Origin of the sequence: Microcystis sp. M49636_WE2, from assembly GCF_030065375.1 — a bacterium.
Classification (GTDB): Bacteria; Cyanobacteriota; Cyanobacteriia; order Cyanobacteriales; family Microcystaceae; genus Microcystis; species Microcystis aeruginosa_C.
The window spans coordinates 1-2,091 of sequence record NZ_JASJFG010000397.1 but is presented as its reverse complement, the minus strand read 5'-3'; the positions used below and the strand labels follow the sequence as shown (position 1 = coordinate 2,091).

The following is a 2,091-nucleotide window of genomic DNA, read 5'->3' as shown; positions in this document are numbered from 1 at the left end:
TTTTATTTGCCTTAACATAAGTGGTTAGGTGTTAAAAACTGTCAGATGCCCCCTTATTAAGGGGGATCCCCCCGCCTATCGGCACCCCCCTTATCAAGGGGGGATCCCCCCGCCTATCGGCACCCCCCTTATCAAGGGGGGCAGGGGGGATCGAACCCAAAATATATCTTCAATTTTCCTAACTTCCTAATTCATAATTCATAATTCATAATTCATAATTCCCACTGATAACTGATAACTGATAACTTATTTCCAACTGGCGCGATTCATTACCTGTACTGCTTTGGCTAAATTAGGACCATAATTAGCCACGCTAACTGTATCTTCTTTCCCGCGTCCGAGTTTTGCCAGAACAGGGTCTAAAGTAACTCCTCGAACGACGGGATATTCTTGATTACCCTTAGCAAAAAAGTTCTGTGCTTCATTGCTAGAAAGATACTCTAAAAATTTAATGGCCGATTCTCGATTGGGGGCGGTTTTAATTAAACCACCACCGCTAATATTAACGTGAGCGCCGCGCCCTGTTTGGTCGGGGAAAATTACGCCTACTTTGTCATAAATTGCCCGTTTAGCGGGGTCTTTTTCTTCGGCATACCCAGCTAAGTAATAGGTGTTAGCTAGGGCTAAATCGGCAATTCCTGCGGCGACAGCTTCGATTTGTGCCTTATCATTTCCCTGGGGTGAACGGGCAAAATTAGCCACTAATCCCCGACACCATTTTTCTGCGGCTGCTTCTCCTTGGATGTCGATTAACCAAGCGGTAAAAGATTGACTATAGATGTTACTAGATGACCGGGTGACGACTTTTCCTTTCCATTTGGGATTGGTTAAATCCCCATAGGAATCGATTTCTCTGGGGTTAACTCTGTCTTTGTTATACATGATTACCCGCAAGCGTTTACTAAACCCGAACCAGTGACCTTTGGGGTGACGCAAATTAGCGGGAATTCTTTGGGTGAGAATGCGGGAATTGACCGGGGCAAAAATTCCCTGTTGGTCGGCCCGCCATAATCTCCCCGCATCTACCGTCAGGAGTATATCGGCAGGACTATTGCTGCCTTCGCTTTTAATCCGTTCGATTAATGGGTCCGCTTCCCCTTCGACGAGGTTAATTTTTATTCCCGTTTGTCGGGTGAAGTTGTCATACAATCGTCGGTCGGTGTTGTAGTGACGGGAGGAATAGAGGTTTAATTGGTTAGTTTGGGCGGAAACCTCGTTTATTTTCCCTAATTGACCCACCGCTAGGGCTAAGGTGGCTGTTCCTGCGCCTAGAAAGACTCTACGAGTTATTTTATCGTTCATTGCTCGATTCTTGGTAAAGTTGTCTTTTCCTATTGTACAGCTATTGAGAATAATTCTTATCTGTGCGAAAAATTATTTGTTGGGCTAGGGCGGTAGATCGGGTAAAATCTAGGTAAAATCAGGGTTTTTGGTTTTGATGGGGCTAATAAATCCTCGAATCTATCGCTAGTTAAGTTCAATAAGCCCAAAATGTTACCCTAAGCTCGATCGAGGGTATTGTGGAATAAAAGCAGCGAGAGTCAAAATAATGATCAACAGTAATCACCAACAAGCGATCGAGCTAATGTTAGCATCGGGAGACTATAATCAATTATTGTTATTTTGTCAGCAAGCACTGGCGGTTCATCCGGAAGTGACTGATTATTATCCCTATCTGGGATTAGCTTATTTGCTGCTAGGGCAGCAAGCAACAGCGCAAGAAATTTGGTTATTTTGGCTGTTAGAATCAGAGTCCAGTCAGGATTTAATTATGCTGCTCAAAAAAGAGATAATTAGAAATCTCGATTGCTGGCAGTTTGCCGAAGCTAAATTAATCTATCTCCAGTGGCTAGAATTAGAAGAAATAGAAGGGGATGAAGAGATAGAAAATTATGCCCTGACGGTGATAAACTCCTGTCTTCAAGAGGTGCAAGAGGCAATTAATCGGCGAGAATATACTTTAGCTGAGGACTTTTACTTAAGAATTTTATCTTGGCGTGAACAATTAGCTTACATCTGGCACGATTTAGGATATTTATACTATATAATTAACCGACTAACAGAATCTTTTAACTGTTTGGCACGAGCCAT

1 protein-coding gene and 1 pseudogene are annotated in these 2,091 nt (G+C 43.0%); one reads left to right on the top strand and one right to left on the bottom strand.

From position 1 onward, the window contains the following. Positions 1 to 246: 246 nt before the first annotated feature. On the bottom strand, positions 247 to 1,302 hold the full coding sequence (locus PX484_RS09555; protein ID WP_287667476.1) for a Fe(3+) ABC transporter substrate-binding protein: 1,056 nt from the start codon (positions 1,300 to 1,302) through the stop codon (positions 247 to 249). A gap of 247 nt (positions 1,303 to 1,549) precedes the next feature. Between PX484_RS09555 and PX484_RS09550 the strand changes: the two are divergent. Continuing rightward, positions 1,550 to 2,091, top strand: a pseudogene (locus tag PX484_RS09550) (tetratricopeptide repeat protein); the annotation flags it as partial.